The sequence below is a fragment of the Oceanospirillum sp. genome (genome assembly GCF_982874595.1).
Genome location: NZ_CEYNZH010000004.1, coordinates 130,152 through 147,762 on the forward strand (window position 1 = coordinate 130,152; position 17,611 = coordinate 147,762).

The 17,611-nt window shown below is 44.2% G+C and carries 14 protein-coding genes; all 14 read left to right on the forward strand.

Translation table 11 applies throughout. The annotated features are described in order from the left end of the window. The first annotated feature begins 21 nt into the window (after positions 1–21). The 14 genes from flgH to AC4GL5_RS03530 all read left to right on the forward strand — a co-directional run bounded on the left by flgH (position 22) and on the right by AC4GL5_RS03530 (position 17,408). Entirely contained in the window at positions 22–672 is a 651-nt protein-coding gene (gene flgH, locus AC4GL5_RS03465) for a flagellar basal body L-ring protein FlgH (protein ID WP_490381389.1), read from the forward strand. Between the two features lie 9 nt (positions 673–681). Next, positions 682–1,767: a flagellar basal body P-ring protein FlgI gene (locus AC4GL5_RS03470; protein ID WP_490381390.1), complete on the forward strand. Its 1,086-nt coding sequence runs from the start codon at positions 682–684 to the stop codon at positions 1,765–1,767. Positions 1,768–1,846: 79 nt separating this feature from the next. Beyond that, on the forward strand, positions 1,847–2,842 hold the full coding sequence (gene flgJ, locus AC4GL5_RS03475; protein ID WP_490381391.1) for a flagellar assembly peptidoglycan hydrolase FlgJ: 996 nt from the start codon (positions 1,847–1,849) through the stop codon (positions 2,840–2,842). A 59-nt stretch (positions 2,843–2,901) separates the two neighbouring features. Beyond that, positions 2,902–5,106 carry a flagellar hook-associated protein FlgK gene (gene flgK, locus AC4GL5_RS03480; RefSeq protein WP_490381392.1) on the forward strand — a complete coding sequence of 735 codons (2,205 nt, stop codon included), beginning with the start codon at positions 2,902–2,904 and terminating at the stop codon, positions 5,104–5,106. A 5-nt stretch (positions 5,107–5,111) separates the two neighbouring features. Then, positions 5,112–6,386 (forward strand): flagellar hook-associated protein FlgL, encoded by a 1,275-nt coding sequence (gene flgL / locus AC4GL5_RS03485; RefSeq protein ID WP_490381393.1) that lies wholly within the window; start codon positions 5,112–5,114, stop codon positions 6,384–6,386. A 312-nt stretch (positions 6,387–6,698) separates the two neighbouring features. Beyond that, on the forward strand, positions 6,699–7,865 hold the full coding sequence (locus AC4GL5_RS03490; RefSeq protein WP_490381394.1) for a flagellin N-terminal helical domain-containing protein: 1,167 nt from the start codon (positions 6,699–6,701) through the stop codon (positions 7,863–7,865). Positions 7,866–8,099: 234 nt separating this feature from the next. Continuing rightward, positions 8,100–9,272, forward strand: a complete 1,173-nt coding sequence (locus AC4GL5_RS03495; RefSeq protein ID WP_490381395.1) for a flagellin N-terminal helical domain-containing protein — start codon at positions 8,100–8,102, stop codon at positions 9,270–9,272. A gap of 179 nt (positions 9,273–9,451) precedes the next feature. Continuing rightward, positions 9,452–10,645, forward strand: coding sequence for a flagellin N-terminal helical domain-containing protein (locus AC4GL5_RS03500; protein ID WP_490381396.1), 1,194 nt, complete (start codon positions 9,452–9,454; stop codon positions 10,643–10,645). Positions 10,646–11,015: 370 nt separating this feature from the next. Then, positions 11,016–12,179 (forward strand): flagellin N-terminal helical domain-containing protein, encoded by a 1,164-nt coding sequence (locus tag AC4GL5_RS03505; RefSeq protein ID WP_490381397.1) that lies wholly within the window; start codon positions 11,016–11,018, stop codon positions 12,177–12,179. A 146-nt stretch (positions 12,180–12,325) separates the two neighbouring features. Then, complete coding sequence (locus AC4GL5_RS03510; RefSeq protein ID WP_490381398.1) at positions 12,326–12,760, forward strand: flagellar protein FlaG; 435 nt, start codon at positions 12,326–12,328, stop codon at positions 12,758–12,760. A gap of 47 nt (positions 12,761–12,807) precedes the next feature. Beyond that, the gene (gene fliD, locus AC4GL5_RS03515; protein ID WP_490381399.1) at positions 12,808–14,469 is read left to right on the forward strand and encodes a flagellar filament capping protein FliD; all 1,662 of its coding nucleotides are present in this window, start codon (positions 12,808–12,810) and stop codon (positions 14,467–14,469) included. Positions 14,470–14,478: 9 nt separating this feature from the next. Then, positions 14,479–14,916 (forward strand): flagellar export chaperone FliS, encoded by a 438-nt coding sequence (gene fliS / locus AC4GL5_RS03520; protein ID WP_490381400.1) that lies wholly within the window; start codon positions 14,479–14,481, stop codon positions 14,914–14,916. Beyond that, positions 14,906–17,092, forward strand: a complete 2,187-nt coding sequence (locus AC4GL5_RS03525; RefSeq protein ID WP_490381401.1) for a motility associated factor glycosyltransferase family protein — start codon at positions 14,906–14,908, stop codon at positions 17,090–17,092. The genes fliS and AC4GL5_RS03525 overlap by 11 nt, the downstream gene beginning before the upstream one ends. 4 nt (positions 17,093–17,096) lie before the next feature. Next, complete coding sequence (locus AC4GL5_RS03530; RefSeq protein WP_490381402.1) at positions 17,097–17,408, forward strand: hypothetical protein; 312 nt, start codon at positions 17,097–17,099, stop codon at positions 17,406–17,408. The last annotated feature ends 203 nt before the right edge of the window (positions 17,409–17,611 follow it).

Genomic DNA, 17,611 nt, shown 5'->3' on the forward strand with positions numbered 1-17,611 from the left:
GGGTTAGGTATGAAACGAATTATGGCACTTACGTTTGTGCTCGCTTTGGTGGGATGCCAATCAAAGGATGAGATGATTAAACCTGACGATCCTTTTTATGCGCCAGTGCAGCCGAGTCATATTGCTCCGCCTCCGGCAAGTAATGGTTCTCTTTACCAGCAGAACTATAGTATGACTTTATACGGTGACCGCAAGGCATACCGTGTGGGCGATGTCATTACTGTTTTACTGACAGAGACGACGAGCTCGCAAAAGTCTACCAAGTCATCTTTGTCCAAATCCAGTGAGGTTGAAGTACTGAACCCGACAATTCTCGGTCAGCAACCGCTGGATATGACGACGAATATTGAGAACGATACTTCTTTTTCGGGTAAGGGCTCCACTGGGCAGAGTAATAGTTTACAGGGGAGCATTACTGTAACCGTGCATCAGATCTATCCGAATGGTTTGATGCTGGTTAAGGGAGAGAAGTGGCTTAATCTGACTAATGGTTCAGAGGTTATTCGGGTCAGTGGTTTGCTGCGCCCAGAAGATGTTTCTCCTGAAAATACAGCAATGTCGACAAAGCTTGCCGATGCACGTCTTACCTATAGCGGTACGGGTGATCTGGCCGATACAACGCGTCAGGGGTGGTTGACACGATTCTTTAACAGTAGCTGGTGGCCGTTTTAGGAGTATGGTATGCGCTATTTAATCTCTTTTGTCTTAATGGTCGTTGCTACCTTTGTACAGGCTGAGCGCCTTAAAGATATTACCAATGTTGAAGGTGTGCGTACTAACCAGCTGATCGGTTACGGGTTGATTGTTGGTCTGAGCGGTACAGGTGATAAAGCCCCTTTTACTAACCAGACGTTTGCCAACATGATGAGCCAGTTTGGTATTACTTTGCCCCCTGGCGTAGATCCAAAATCCAAAAATATTGCCGCAGTCACGATTCATGCGGAGCTGCCGCCTTTTACCAAGCCGGGTCAGCGAATTGATGTCACAGTAAGTTCTATCGGTAATGCTGCGAGCCTTCGCGGAGGTACCTTATTGATGGCCCCTTTACGTGGTGCTGACGGTAATACCTATGCCGTCGCTCAGGGAAGTCTGGTTGTTGGTGGTCTTGGTGCTGAGGGCGCTGATGGCTCCCGTATTCAGGTTAATGTGCCAAGTGTTGGCCGCATACCTAATGGAGCCACCGTTGAGCGTGCCGTTGCTCACAACTTTTACGGTGGTGACAGCATTACCTTTAACCTGCACCGTCCTGATTTTACGACTGCAAAGCGTGTCGCTGAGCGTGTCAATGATCTGTTGGGTGATAATGTTGCGCAGGCCTACGATGCTGTGTCTATTCGTGTGCGCGCCCCAAGAGATCCTTCTCAGCGAGTCAGTTATCTGTCTGTGCTTGAAAATCTGGAAGTTCAGCCGGGGGAAGAGTCGGCAAAAATTATCATCAACTCTCGCACCGGAACGATTGTAATTGGTCAGAATGTTCGTGTAGCTCCTGCCGCGGTGACTCATGGCAGCCTTACAGTGACCATTCAGGAGGCACCTGAGGTTGTTCAGCCAAATGCACTCGCTGGTGGAGAAACTGCTGTTCAAGAAAGTAGCAATATTGATGTTCGGCAAGATGATTCCACCATGTTTAAGTTTGCTCCCGGTGTAACACTGGACGAGATTGTTCGTGCGGTAAATCAGGTCGGTGCTGCGCCTGGGGATCTGATGGCTATTCTTGAAGCGCTTAAACAAGCTGGTGCGTTGAATGCAGATCTGGTTGTTATTTAACGTTTGGCAGTTAATGGCATAAACCTTGCAAAATGTCCTATATGCAAAAGGCGGCAATAAGCTTTGGAAGGACAGGTAAATGATTAATAGCAGATATGATCAGGCGCGGGTTGTCACCGATGTTCAGGGGCTTGAGTCCCTTAGAAAAGGTGCGCGGGATGATGATCCGGAAGCCCTGAAAGAAGTGGCCGCTCAGTTCGAGGCTATGATGGTTCAGATGATCATGAAAAATGCCCGTCAATCCAATGAGCTGCTTTCCAAAGATGGCATTTTTGATAGCGAACAGGTTCGCTTTTACCAGCAGATGTTTGATGAGCAGATGGCAGTAACGATTACTGAGGGCGGAACTTTTGGTTTAGCTGATGTGCTTGTTCGCCAGCTTAGCAAAGACTACGGCTTGGAAACTGAAGCTGATAAAACCCGCAACCCCATATCGATTCAGGATATGTTGGATCGTGGAAGTCGTTTCCCGGCAAATCGCTATGATCCGGAGCTGATGCAGAGCTGGCGCGATAAATTTGCTGCTGAACGCGCTGCGAGAGCGGCGGCTACTGAAGACGCTAAGCGGATAGAAGATGGTTTCTCCTCACCGGAAGATTTTGTCCGTTCCCTCTACCCTATGGCGGAAAAAGCGGCAAAAGAGTTAGGGGTTGATCCTAAGGTAATGCTGTCTCAGGCAGCCCTGGAAACAGGCTGGGGGCGCTACATGATTCGTGATGAGCAGGGCAAAAATAGTTTTAACCTATTTGGTATCAAGGCGGATAGCCGTTGGAGTGGTAAGTCAGCGATTGTTTCGACTCTGGAGTATCGCGGTGGTGTCGCACAAAAAGAGCAGGCATCTTTCAGAGCTTACAATAACTATGAATCCAGCCTGAAAGATTATGCGGACTTTCTTCAGAAAAATCCGAGATATAAAGAGGCGTTAAAGCATGCTTCTGATCCGGTTAAGTTTACCAAGGGCCTTCAGGATGCTGGCTACGCAACTGACCCGGCCTATGCGCAGAAAATTCAACGAATTATCAACAGTAGCAGTATGACTGTTGCGGTAAAAAACTATCAAAATAGCCAGGGATGATGCCGGGTTATTCACTGTGTTGAGAGCTAAAGGCTGGCTCTTGATATTGGAGCGGAACGATGACAGATCTTCTTAAATTAGGTTATTCAGGTACTCATGTTCACCAGAATGCGTTGAACGTGACGGGTCATAATATTGCCAATCTGGATACTCCGGGATTTAGCCGGCAGCAGGCTCTTCAGCAAACGACACCGGCTTATGGCACTGGTGAAGGGTATTACGGGACTGGTGCAATGACGACGACTATTCGTCGTATTTCGGATGAATTTCTTACTCAGCAGGTACGTAACGATACCAGTTTAGCTAAAGAATATGAGACAGTTCTTGATTATGCTAAACAGCTGGATAATTTGTTGGCTGATCCCTCTTCCAGCCCTGGTGCGGTTCTGAATGACTTTTTCGCGGCTATGGAGTCGCTAAATGATGAACCGGATTCTCAACCATTGCGAGGCTTGGTCCTGTCAGAGTCAAAAAAATTGGTTGAGCGTTTTAACTTGATTAATGATCGGTATGAGAATACCAGTGATAACCTCAATACTCAGCTGGCGACCAATGTTGAGGATATCAACAGAATCGCAGCATCAATTGCTGAGCTGAATAAAGAGATTGCTGCTGCCAGTGGGCGTACTGGAGGATTGCCTCCTAATGACCTTATGGATATGCGTGAGGAGAAGCTGCGTGAGTTGAGTGAGTATGTTGAAGTAAAAACCACCAACGTTGCCGATGGTACGGTTTCAGTCATTGTAGGTGATGGCTTCCCCCTTGTGGTCAATGATGATTCTTTTCTCCTAAAGGCAGCACCTGGCCGTTCTGACGATAAAGCCCTGGATGTGTATTACAGCGATCCTAAAGAAGGTGACAAAATGATCACCGATCTGATCACTGGTGGTGAATTGGGTGGCTTGTTACGTTTCCGACAAGAAGTGCTTAATCCTGCAATGAATGAGCTGGGGCGCTTGGCGATCACAATATCTGAAAGCTTTAATGATCAACACAAGTTGGGCATGAATCTTAACAATGAGATTGGCGGCAACTTTTTTCGGGATGTGAATGAGCGCGAGCTAATGGAAGAGCGTGTTACGCCCTACCAGGATAATAATTCTCGCAGTCGTTTGGGAATGGAGGTTGAAATCTCAGATCCTTCCAAGCTGACCAATAAAGATTATCGGCTCACAGTACTATCAGACGGTACTGATGCAACGGCTGTAAATGCAACCTTTAATTTGCGGGATTCTGACGGTAATAAGGTGCGCTTTGAATACACGGATACCTCAGTAATCCCACCTGTTACTGTTAATAAATCTATTGTCACCATGGCTGACTTAAAAGACCCGAATATCCGGGTTGAAGTCGATGGTATGCGCCTTAAGCTTCCTTCTAGTGCGACAAATCAGGTTTATAAAGGTGATGATTTTACGATTTCACCCACCCGAAACGGTGCAAAAGATATTCGTAGAGAGATTACAGATAGTGATGAAATTGCTTTGGCTTCCCCAATGCGGGCAACGGAGGCCTCATACAACACTGGATCGCTTGGCGTTGTATCGAGAAATGTAAGCGACACTTTCAAGTCTGCCGCCAGTGGCGGTGGAATTGTTACAAGTCAAGGTATTCCAGCTGACCCTAGCGTGTTTTTTGATCAGCGTGATGGACAGTTGCGTTTCTATGATAGTGGTGCCGTGCCGACTGTAACGGATCTTCCCGATGGCATTAAGGTTGATTTTGACCCCAATGATAACTTTGTCACCGGTGACAGCTCGATGGAATATGACATTGTCGATGTCAATACGGGGAATGTTCTTTATTCAGCCACAGGTGCCGATGCATTTGAGCTTGGGTCAACACAAAATGTGATCCCTGATACTTGGGGATTCAGCATGGATTTAGGGGGCATTCCTCAGAACGGAGATGCAATCCTGGTTGAGTTTAACCGCGATGGTTTTGGTGATAACTCAAATGGTAGTGTAATGTCTGACCTTCAGTCCAAAGGTGTGATTGATAATGGTAAGACCACTTTCCAGGATGGTTATTCTCACATTGTGGAAGCTGTGGGTGTGAAAACCGCTGAGTCCAAGGTTAATGCAGAATCGGGAGCGACTATCTTGAAACAAAGTGTGGCTTTACGTGAAAGCGTTTCAGGTGTGAATTTAGATGAAGAGGCGGCAAATCTGGTGAAATTCCAGCAGGCTTACAATGCTTCGGCTCAGTTGATAGCGGTGTCTCAGCAATTGTTCTCATCTCTGATTAATGCTGTAGGGAGATAATTAAAATGCGTGTTTCAACTTCTTTAATTAACCATAACAACACCAACAGCATTCTGAAAAAGCAAACAGAGCTTTTTTATACTTCTCAGCAATTGGGTACGGGTAAGCGGGTTCTAACTCCCTCAGATGATCCTGTTGCAAGCACGTTGGCTTTTAATGCCAAGAACAAATTGGCAAATATTGAGCAGTATGGCAAAAACATCGATTATGCAGAAAAAAGCTTACGAACCAGTGAATCAACACTCGATACAATACATGATCGTCTTCAACGTGTTCGCCAGTTGATGATTCAGGCCAATAACGACACGATTGGAGATGATGGTCGTAAAACTGTTGGCTTAGAGATTCGAGCAATCACCGATCAACTGGAAAAATTGGTGAATACCAAAGATGAGCAGGGTAACTATATCTTCTCTGGCAGCAAGGTTGATACCCCGCCTTTCCAACGTCAGGCAGATGGTAGTTACGAGTATCAGGGTGACTCGAAGGAGCGCTCTGTACAGATCTCTGATAGCGTTCGATCACCCCTGAATATGACCGGCAAAGAGATCTTCGAAGATATTGAGTCAGCGCTTTTTGCGGCAAGCCCGATGACGAGTTATCCTTCTGATGCAAATGCAGGTACAGGTGATATAACCATTGCCTCAGGTTCTCAGGCGTTCTTGCCGGGTAATAAAATTGGCGATTTTGATATTCAGGTTGCTAATGATGCTGTAGCGCCAGTGGAGATTACAGTGACTGGCCCTAGCGGTGCTGTTATTGACCTTTCAGCACCGACACCGCCTAATACCCCAAATACACTGGAAGCTTTGCAGGATTATTTGAATCAAGGGGCTGATGGCTCGGTAGGAAACTTAGCATTTGATCCTGCAACTTTTGATGGCTTGGTTACTAACGGAGACAGCTTTACCCTGCGCGTGAATAACGAAAAACAGGATATGTTGACGGGAATGCGTCGTCTGGCGGAAACGCTGGAAAACCATACCGGTGCTCAGAAAGATAAAGATATGCTGGCCTCTTCCCTTGATGATTTGGACAGCTGGCTTAACAGTGTTGAAGTGGCCCGTACCGAACACGGTACGCGCAGAAATAGTATCAGTGCGATCGGTGGTAACAATGACAGCGTTGAGATCTTCCTGAAAGAGCAGGTGAGTAACCTGGAGGATTTGGACTATACCGAAGCAACTGGTCGCTTCGTTCTGGAGCAGACAGCACTGCAGGCCTCCCAGCAAACCTTCAGTAAAGTATCATCTTTAAGTCTATTTAATTACATTAACTAAAAGAGCTTCTATCCTAATGAAGCACAAAAGAAAGCCACTCAAATGAGTGGCTTTCTTGCATCTATAACGGCCATTTCTTTCCTCTTTTACTTTTCGTATGAGTTTGCCGCTGCAGATTATTGTGGCTTTAACTTGCCGCTGACCACTCTAATCCTATGATTTTTATAGGTTTTTTGTTTTGGCATGCCATTTGCTTTATCCTTTGTAAGGCTGGCTTAGGCGATAAGCCAAATAGGCTGAGCCTGGCAACTAAATTTCATTGGCAGTGATAAGGCTGCAGCCCAATACCTGAAAAAAAGGACGGGACACTATATGGCTCTATTTGTAAATACAAACGTGGCGGCTTTGAATGGCCAGAAAAACCTGAGCGATGTAACTGCACGCATGAACAGCTCTTTTGAGAAGCTGTCGTCAGGTAGTCGTATTAACAGCGCAAAGGACGATGCAGCAGGCCTTCAGATTTCTGATCGTCTGACAACTCAGGTGATTGGTTTGGAGCAGGCTACCCGAAACGCCAACGATGGCATTTCTATCGCACAGATTGCTGAGGGCGCTCTGGGCGAAGTAACCAACAATGTTCAGCGTATGCGTCAGCTGGTTGTACAGGGTGGTAATCGTACTTTGTCAGCTGATGACCGCAGCGCTTTGGGTCAGGAGTTTACGAAGCTTCTGAATGTTAATAATGGTATTGCAGATCGTACTTCGTTTGGAACCCAGAAGTTATTGAATGCAGACTCTCCGGATTCAGGGTTTCAAATTCAAACAGGTGCTCATTCAGGTGAGCAAGATACCATTACAACCGGTAATGCCAAGCTGACAGCCCTATTTGGTAAAGTGTTGTCTGATGAAGGGATTACAGGTGTCCTATCTGCTATGAGTACTACTGGCTTGTCTGCGTACGGCACGCTAGGTGAGATAATCGGTGCCTACATGGCTGTTACCGGTGAATCAGATATTGCTGTTGCAGCTAGTGCGGTTGTTGGACCTAGGGCTAACGTTTCTGCTGCTAATAACCTGGGTGAGCGCGGCGCTGCAACAATTAATATCGACGAATTAACGAAAGTTTTGACCCAGGAAGCGTCTGGCAGTGGTGGTTTTACTACACTATCAACCATTAGCGGTGCACTCGGATTTATGGGGCTGGCGGGCACGGGCTCTGATGTGTTGACCGGCGATGAGTTGCACACGATACATGCTTTTGCAACCGATACACTGCTGGATTCAATGAGCAGCCTGATTACCCAGATTGATAAGCAGCGAGCTAAGTTAGGTGCAGAGCAAAACGGCCTGAGTTCTGTTGTACGAAATAACACGACTGCCGTCGTTAATGTGTCTGACTCTCGTTCACGTATTCAGGACACTGATTTTGCAGCTGAAACTGCGGAACTGACTCGCAATCAGATTATTCAGCAGGCTTCTACAACCATCCTGTCTCAAGCTAACCAGTTGCCTCAGACAGCGCTAACATTATTGGGTTAATTGATCTTGTCGCTACGTAGCTTTTGAGCAAGGGGCTAGCATTGCGTCAACGTCATGATTCAACCTGAATTCAAGCCCTGGATCTTTACGATCCGGGGTTTTTTTTTGATTTAAGAATAATGTTAAAGTTCTGACTAACGCAGTCGATAATAAATTTACAAAGTAATGTGGTTTTCTCTGAATTAATATTTCACATTGCGTTCTCTATTTAACGAAAGTTTAAGGGGTGCTCCCATGGCTTTATATGTAAACACCAATGTTTCTGCACTGAATGGTCAGAGAAACCTGTCTAATGTGACAGATCGTATGAACAGTTCTTTTGAGAAACTGTCTTCGGGTAGCCGCATCAATAGTGCTCGTGATGATTCGGCGGGTCTGCAGATTTCTGATCGTCTGACGACTCAGATCACAGGTCTAAATCAGGCAAGTCGTAATGCTAATGATGGCATCTCTATCGCACAGATCGCTGAAGGTGCTCTGGGTGAAGTAACTAACAACGTTCAGCGTATGCGTCAGTTGGTTGTGCAGGGTGGTAACCGTACGTTGTCAACTGATGATCGCAGTGCGCTCGGTCAGGAGTTTACCAAGCTGCTGAATGTAAACAACGATATTGCTGATCGGACTGCATACGGCACCTTGAAGATTCTGAACGGTGATTCCCCTGAATCAGGCTTTCAGATTCAGTCTGGTGCTCAGGCGGGTGAGCAGGATACGGTGACGACTGGTAATGCTAAGCTATCAGCTTTGTTTGGTAAGATTGCAGATGATGAAGGTATTACCGGTAATTTGTCAGCAATCAGTACTACAACGGCGACCAGTTACGGTACGTTAGGTAAGCTGGTTATCGCTTATGCGGCAGTAACAGGTGAGTCAGATATGGCTGCCGCTGCAGATGCTATTTTCGGTACTCGTACAGGTTCTGTTGCAGCGAATGACTTGGGTACCAATGATGGTGGTACCGCTAAGGTTAATATCGATAATCTGACTAAAATTTTGTCAGATCAGGCTGTTGCCGCCGATGGTACTTCTGATACTGCTGCAGCGTTCGGTACCTTGGTGGGTATGAGTGGTGTGGCTGCAATTTCAACTGGCTTCTCTGATGCCCAAGTCAATAGCATTAACAGTTTTGCAACAGATACGATGCTGAATGCGATGAGTGGTCTGATCACTCAGGTTGATAAACAGCGTGCTAAGCTGGGTGCAGAGCAAAATGGTTTGGCGTCTACCGTACGTAACAACACCACAGCGGTTGTAAACGTATCGGACTCCCGTTCCCGTATTCAGGATACAGACTTTGCATCTGAAACGGCTGAACTGACCCGTAATCAGATCATTCAGCAGGCTTCTACGACTATTCTGTCTCAGGCGAACCAGTTGCCGCAGACCGCTCTGTCATTACTGCGTTAATTGATTAACGGCAGTGAAAAATCCCGCTTCGGCGGGATTTTTTTGTTCCAACTAAGATAAAGTGTTAAAGGAATGCGTCAAAAAGCCGATATAAATGATACAAAGGTGACGCGATCACGATCCCAGAGATTAGATTAAACCTTTAGTCGTCTATCAATGTAAGTTGAAGGGGTGTACCCATGGCTTTATATGTAAATACCAATGTTTCTGCGCTGAACGGCCAGAAAAACCTATCTAATGTGACAGAGCGTATGAACAGTTCTTTTGAGAAACTGTCTTCGGGTAGTCGCATCAACAGTGCTCGTGATGATTCGGCGGGTCTGCAGATTTCTGATCGTCTGACAACTCAGATCACAGGTCTGAACCAGGCAAGTCGTAACGCCAATGATGGTATCTCTATTGCTCAGATCGCTGAAGGTGCTTTGGGTGAGGTGACTAACAACATTCAACGTATGCGTCAGCTTGTGGTGCAAGGCGGTAACCGTACACTGTCTGATGATGATCGTAGCGCGCTAGGTCAGGAATTTACCAAGCTGCTAAATGTGAATAACGATATTGCTGACCGAACTGCATATGGCACACTGAAGATTCTGAACGGTGATTCTCCTGAATCAGGCTTTCAGATTCAATCCGGTGCTCAGGCGGGTGAGCAGGATACAGTGACGACTGGTAATGCAGAGCTCACAGCGTTGTTTGGTGAGTATGGTCGCAGCAGCGGTGCAACCGCTACTCTTAAAATGTCTGCCATGTCTGTTGCTAATATAGGACAGTTCGGTGCAATGGGTGATATGGTTGCAGCGTATGCCGCTTTAACTGGTACATCTAATATTTCTGCGGCTAACCAAGCTCTGTTTGGTTTTGGTACCGGTGATTCAATCACAGTTGCTGATTATGGTACTGACAAAGATCAGGGGGCAGAGATTAACATTGCTAACCTGACAAAGCTGCTTACTGATACGCCGGGGCGTGTTTCTGCGGGTAATGCTTCTCATGTGGCAGCAGCAGTGGCAGGTGCTTTTTCTATTGATACTGCTGCTAATATTGACTCTGTTGCTGGCTTCTCTGACGCGCAGCTGGATAAAATCACAGGTCATCTGACGGATACGCTTCTGGATGCTATGAGTGGTCTGATCACTCAGGTTGATAAGCAGCGTGCTAAGCTGGGTGCAGAGCAGAATGGTTTGGCGTCTACCGTACGTAACAACACCACAGCGGTTGTAAACGTATCTGACTCTCGTTCCCGCATTCAGGACACAGACTTTGCATCTGAAACGGCTGAGCTGACCCGTAACCAGATCATTCAGCAGGCCTCTACGACTATTCTGTCTCAGGCGAATCAGTTGCCACAGACCGCTCTGTCATTACTGCGTTAATTGATTAACGGCAGTAAAAAATCCCGCTTTGGCGGGATTTCAGAGTATTGATAAACCCCTGCAATTTATTGCAGGGGTTTATTTTTGCGTAAAAAATGAAAAATGGTAAAAACGGATCTATCTAATCTATTGATTGCAAAGGATTTAAAAAATACGCATTTTTGGAAAAAAGTGTGAAAAATAGGTGTGCGGACTTTGTCAGCAGCCTGAAATCCCGCTTCAGTGGGATTTTTTTATTTCAAATAATATAGGATGCTAAAGGAATGCGTCAAAAAGCCGATATGGATAAGACAAAGGTGACGCAATCACGGTCTCAGAGATTGGATTAAACCTTTAGTCGTTTATTAATGTAAGTTGAAGGGGTGTGCCCATGGCTTTATATGTAAATACCAATGTTTCTGCGCTGAATGGCCAGAAAAACCTGTCAAATGTGACAGATCGTATGAACAGTTCTTTTGAGAAACTGTCTTCGGGTAGTCGCATCAACAGTGCTCGTGATGATTCGGCGGGTCTGCAGATTTCTGATCGTCTGACAACTCAGATCACAGGTCTGAACCAGGCAAGTCGTAACGCCAATGATGGTATCTCTATTGCTCAGATCGCTGAAGGTGCTTTGGGTGAGGTGACTAACAACATTCAACGTATGCGTCAGCTTGTGGTGCAAGGCGGTAACCGTACACTGTCTGATGATGATCGTAGCGCGCTAGGTCAGGAATTTACCAAGCTGCTAAATGTGAATAACGATATTGCTGACCGAACTGCATATGGCACGCTGAAGATTCTGAACGGTGATTCCCCTGAATCAGGCTTTCAGATTCAATCCGGTGCTCAGGCAGGTGAGCAGGATACGGTGACTACGGGGAATGCGGAGCTTGCAGCCCTGTTTGGTGGCGTTGCAGACGCTGAAGGTGTAACGGGTGATCTGTCTACACTGAGTACTGGCTTCAATACTGCAGGTACTATCGGTAAAATGGTTGCGGCTTACGCTGTAATTAATAATGTGAGTACCGGGGTTGCCACTAATGCTCTGTTTGGTACTAGCCGTGAAGGTAAGATTGCTGACCTTGGCAAAGATGGCGTATCTGGCGTTGTGAATATTGCGGCGCTGACGACAATCCTTGAAGCTGAGGCAACGACTTCTTCGGCTGTTGCATCAAACATAATGGCTATCGCTAATGTGAAAACTACGGTCGGGATTACTGGGACCGTAAGTGCAGGTTATAGTGATGCGCAGCTTAATGAAATTCATGGTTTCGCAACAGACACTTTGCTGGACGCCATGAGTGGTCTGATCACTCAGGTAGACACTCAGCGTGCCAAATTGGGTGCAGAGCAAAATGGTTTGGCATCTACTGTACGTAATAACACCACTGCTGTTGTAAATGTATCGGACTCTCGCTCCCGTATTCAGGATACAGACTTTGCTTCTGAAACGGCTGAGCTGACCCGTAACCAGATTATTCAGCAGGCCTCTACGACTATTCTGTCTCAGGCGAACCAGTTGCCACAGACCGCTCTGTCATTACTGCGTTAATTGATTAACAGCAGTGAAAAATCCCGCTACGGCGGGATTTTTTTTATCTGTTCTACTCTTCTTATTAGACAGAAATTTAAGTTTTCTCTTTACAGGCCGATAAAATAACAATAGTTAAGGGGCAATAAGCTCTAGGAGGAATTGGCATGAAAGTTGAAGGTTCTAACGATGCCTATGGACAGGGTTACGAAATGCGGCAAAAAAATGCCGGTATGGATGTTGGCAAGGTAACAACTGAAGCTGGAGTAAAACTTGAAAATGCTCGAACATCGGCTGTTGATGAGCTTAAGTCGGCTATGGCAGGGCAGAAAGGTGGCGGTGATCGGGAGAAAGAGCTTCAGGATGCTGTGGACAAAGTTAATCAATACGCAGAAATTCAGCAAGTCAGCCTGCGTCTGCAAGTGGAGAAAGAGCTGCAACGCGTTGTTGTTGAAGTTGTAGATAAGGATACTGACGAAGTGATTCGACAGATTCCTTCTGAGCAAACCATTGAAATTGCCAAGCGTCTTGACGAAGTGATGAAAGAGTTTTTGTCAGGTTCGGTATCTCAGTCATTTAGTTTGCTTTCGGATGAAGTGTAATTTACTGGATTCATTAAAATGGTGGGCAACGCCATTAGGAGATTGATATGAACTTTTTAGGAATTGGTTCCGGACTTGATTTATCAACAATGCTTGACGGTTTGGTCGAGGCTGCAGCTAAGCCTAAGGTCGAGCAGCTTGGCAAGCGTGAAATTCAAGCAGAAGATTCACTGTCAGGTTTGGGCATCCTAAAGAGTTTGATGTCTGACTTTAAGACAGCAGCAGATAATCTGAAAGATGCGTCTTTGTTTACAAAAATGACACCAACTCTGACGCAGCCCAGTAGTGGTGACCTTATTAAGGTGGAATCAGATACTAATGCCGTTGCTTCATCATACGACATTGAAGTGGTTGCTCTTGCCAGTGGAAGTAAGTCCACATCTGATTGGCGTTCTGTTAAATATCAAAGTGATAGCTATGCAGATGCGTCTTCAGCTCTGGGAAAATCTGGAACGTTATCTTTTCAAATAGATACCGGAGCTACAGTAGACGTTAGCGTAGGTGCTGGTGATTCGTTGAATGACATCAAAAACAATATTGATGCACTGTCAGGAATTGGAGCAAGAATCACTGATGGACGTCTTGAGTACTATGCAGAAGGTACTGGAGAAGTTCTGACCGTTACCAATGATGATGCCAGTCTTGACAGTTTTACAACTACGGGTGACATGTCAGAACGAGCAGATAGCGCTAAAGACGCTAACTTGAGTGGTACGCTCTCTTTTGCCGCAGATGGTAAGACTTTTGAGGTCACGCTAACTGGTGATGAAACACTGGATGATATCGTTGCCGCAGTTAACAGCTCTGATGATAACTTTGGTGTAACTGCGAATATTATTGATGGCCGTTTGGTTTACCAGTCTTCAGTGACAGGGGCTGGAAACGACCTGAGTGTTACCGGTATTGCAAAACTGGCAACTACTGGCAATATGAGTTCAACATCACTTGCTTCCGATGCTGAAATAAAAGTTGATGGCGTTTCTATCACTAATGATACCAATGAGTTCGATAGTGCTGTGGCGGGTCTTACGATTACAGCATTAAAACAGTCACCGGGTACTGGAACGGCTGATGTTGAAACAGCTGCATTGACTGTAGGAGAAAATACCGGAGACGTGAAATCAAAGGTCGAAGCCTTTGCTAAAGCTTATAATAAACTACGAGAAACAATGAATGAGCTTAAAGGTACTGTAGATGAAGATAATAACTACACTGCCGGTAAGCTTTCGAATGACCCTATCGTCAGAAATGTCGAGTCAGTCTTGAACAACTTGATTACAAAGCAAGTTTCTGGTGCAGATCAAGGTCTGGATACGTTGTATTCAATCGGTCTTGATATTGAAGAAGACGGTACCTTAGCAATTGATAGTGATCGACTTGATGGTGCATTAAATAACCTTGAAGGCATGAAAAAGCTTTTAGCAGGGGATGGTGCAGTTTCAAGTGATGGTCTTGCTGATCTGATCAGTGACCAAGTTGATACCTATGTAGGTATTACTGGTATTATTAAAGGACAAGAAGACTCAGTTCAGGCTAAACTTACTGATCTTGAAGAGCAGTACGAGGCGCATTCTCGCTATATTGAAAATTATAGATCAATGTTAAAGCAACAGTTTACAGCTTTGGATGCTTCTATGGCTAGAATGAACTCCATTATGGCTCAAATTCAGCCGCAATTGGCAGCATTACCGGGCGTAGCATCCAGTTAAGGAGTTTTTATGAATCGTGCAATCAGTAAGTATAAAAATGTAAGTGTAGAGAGCGGCTTAGAAGGTGCATCTCCCTATCAGGTAACAAAAAAGTTAATTGATGGGTGTATGATTTTCCTTAAACAAGCAAAAGTTGCAATTGAAAATAAAGACTATGAAAAAAAGTCTTTTCATATTTCTAAGGCTCAGGCAATTATTACAACACTGGCTACAAGCCTTCAGTCTGACTGGAATGAAGAAGTTTCAGGCAACTTGCTCGCTTTATATGACTTCTGTCTTGATCAGTTGATTTCTGCTTCTGCTGAAATGAATGTAGAAAAAGTTGAATCTGCTGAAAAAGTTATGGCTGAGATCAAAGCAGGTTGGGACTCAATACCAGCGGATGCTGTGGTTGAAGCCGAGAAGCAGCGATCAAATGGCCCTATGGTGAGTACTGATGCAGGATAGAACTACTAGCTTCTCGGATCATGAACTGGTCGCTGCTTTTATTGATAAACGCCTGACGGATAACCTGGAAGCATTTAAAAACTATTTGCCCAATATTTACGACAAATTTTCTGACTATAAAGAAGAAAATATATACCTGATCTATGATGATGCAGGTAATATTAACCTTTTTGATCGGTCATCTGAGACGTTGCTGTATGGTAATAATCCTGTACAGCAGTGCCTAGATAACCTGAACGGATATTTTAATAGTCCTGTTCAAAGGCCTTTCTTCATTTTGCCAGGGGGGGATGATAAACAGCCCGTTAATGGAGACGTTAATTATGTGCACTCTTCTCATCTTAAAAAATTGGGTGAGTTTCAGTTTTCTGCTTTAGCGTCAATCGGGGAAAAAATACTTGATATAATAAAATCTAGATCAGATAAAAACTATACACCAATAGAATCTGAAGTTGATATTGAGCATAAGCTACCTGATTTTATTAATGCAATGTTTTTATTTTCGGTTGGAATGGGCTTTGATTTTGAGAAATTATATCTGGAAAGAGATATTAAACATCTTTATATAATCGAGCCCGATCCAGACGTTTTTTATGCGTCTATGCAGTTAATTGACTGGAGGTCGATTCTAAAAAAAGCCATTGAAAAGGATTTTAAGCTACATATTATTGTAGAGCGGGATTATGCTTCCTTGTTAAATGAAGTTTCTTTATTGGTTACAGCCAGTGGTCGCCATAACGTAGCTGGTGCGTACCTTTATTCAGCATTTTATAAGGAAAGTTATAGCGATATTTTTAAAGATTTGAAGCAAGCTATAAGTTATAGTTATCTGTCAGGGTTCGGGTTTTATGACGACTCTCGATATAGCTTGGCACATACCGTGGGCAATTTTCAAGCTAATATCCCTATTCTAGCTTCGAACAGGAGTTTAAAGAAGGATCTTGGGCAAGATGATATGCCCGTTATGATTATAGGAAATGGCCCATCATTAGATTATGATCTTGATTTTATTTTCAGAAATCAAGATAACTTTGTTGTTGTAAGTTGCGGCTCGTCATTGAGAACGTTACTTAAAAATAAGATTCAACCTGACTTTCATGTCGAGTTAGAGCGTACTGCCAGTGTAACCTGCTGGATCAAAAAATCTTCTGATGGCATCGATAATTTTTTTGATATTTTAAAAGAAATTACTCTTATACAGGTATCCCAGGTCCACCCAGGAGTTGCTGGATTATTTAATAAAAAAGGAATGCTCTTAAAAGATATTGAAACTGGTTCTTCTTTTCTTAATTACTCAATCCCTAATAAGGGGCTTGCTATATTACCAAGGCTTGCGCCGAGCTGCGTGCATTCGGCAGTGACTTCACTCGTCGTCATGGGATTTAAGGATTTCTATCTCTTTGGGACAGATATGGGAACCGTTGATGTTACTAAACATCACTCTAAGGATAGTAGTTACAAATACTTGAAGAAAGATGTTGCGGAAGGCTTTAACTTTAAGAAAGGTGCAGAAGTTTACAAGTCCAATTTTGGTGATAAAGAAGTATATTCATCTGGTTATTTTCCAATGTTTAAGAGAGAGCTTGAGTCTATCATCGCAGGGTGGAACTATACCATGCAAGACTCCTTAAACTTTTATAACTGCAGCGATGGTTCTTTCATTGAAGGTACATCTTCATTGCACAGTGAAGATATTGATATTGGTTCTCTAAAAAATAATTTTCACAAGCAAGAACTTTTAAATGCAGTATTTGATGCTTTCTTCAGCTTTAGTCCGGATGGCTATGAAGAATCATTACTGGAAAATCTAGAATGTATAAAATCAAAGGTTGATGACGCTTGTGACTATGCCATCAGCATGATTGAGCCTATTTCTGATATCCCTCAAGCTTTTACATTAACAGATCGGTTTATTCAGGAATTCCATAGTGATCTGGTTTTGGATGATAATCACGCTTGGTTGTACTCTATTTTTGATGGGTCACTCTTGTATATGTTAAGTGTCATAACATCCACAGCTATGCTTCCGATATCTGAGCAGGTTGCTCTTAAGTCGATTAATAGTCAGTTTGAGCAGTTAGCGCTTTTTTTCAAAGATGTGAAAAGTGATTTCAGAGACCACTGTTTGGACTGGGATCAAGAGAACCGTTATGACATGTTTGATGATAAGGTGTGAAGCTATGTGGCTGGACAAATGGAATAAGCTTAAATTAGATGCTGACGAAATTTATAAGCTCGCTGAGCAGGATGATTGGGCTGCTGTTTCGTCTAAAGGCGATAAGCTTGAGAAGGATTTACTTCATTTTTTCGATGAAACACTCCCTGAAATTAAAAATCGTGAAAAACCTTTAATAAAAGAAGAAGGTGAGATGCTCATTTCTAATATTTTAGGCATTCTTACAATGGCTAAAAGAAGGAGAGGTGAGTTAAAAGATGAAACTGGAAAGTTAGCTAAGGGTAGCCGGGGCATTTCAGCTTACAAAAAGATTTAATACATAACAATGTATCGCATATAGATGTAGTTTCTCAAGACGTATATTTTCAGTGTGCATTAGAAATGATGCTTGGATATTTACAGTTGTGGACTTCATCCATCAACTCGAAAATGGATGAGAAATAATGTGGAAATCTCTTTTTTCAGAGGGCGGTTGCAGACTCTGAGCGCAACACGCTATTGCACTGATGTGACGGCATT